The 428-nt window shown below is 62.4% G+C and carries 1 protein-coding gene; it reads left to right on the top strand.

Features of this window, described 5'->3' with window-relative positions; translation table 11 throughout:
- Positions 1 to 428 (top strand): isochorismatase family protein (locus tag M5C71_RS33610; RefSeq protein WP_248769705.1); only part of this gene is annotated, 428 nt, incomplete at both ends.

The following is a 428-nucleotide window of genomic DNA, read 5'->3' as shown; positions in this document are numbered from 1 at the left end:
TACATCTGGCCTGAGTTGCTGGCAGTGAACCCGGGCGCACAGCCGATCGAGCGCACCTCGATGAACTCCTGGGAAGACAAGAAATTCGTCGAAGCGGTGAAGGCCACCGGCCGCAAGAAGCTGATCATGGCCGCACTGTGGACCGAGGTGTGCCTGAACTTCCCGGCCCTGGAAGCCCTGGCCGAAGGTTTCGAGGTGTACATCGTCACCGACGCTTCCGGCGGCACCACCCAGGAAGCCCACGACATGTCCGTGCAACGGATGATCCAGGCTGGCGCCGTACCGGTGACCTGGCAGCAGGTACTGCTGGAGTTCCAGCGTGACTGGGCGCACAAGGAAACCTATGACGCGGTGATGGATCTGGTACGCGAGCACAGCGGCGCCTACGGCATGGGCGTGGATTACGCCTACACCATGGTGCACAACGC

It is taken from the genome of Pseudomonas sp. MWU12-2345 (genome assembly GCF_023242385.1).
GTDB classification, from domain to species: domain Bacteria; phylum Pseudomonadota; class Gammaproteobacteria; order Pseudomonadales; family Pseudomonadaceae; genus Aquipseudomonas; species Aquipseudomonas gingeri_D.
This window is presented reverse-complemented; position numbering and strand designations above follow the sequence as displayed.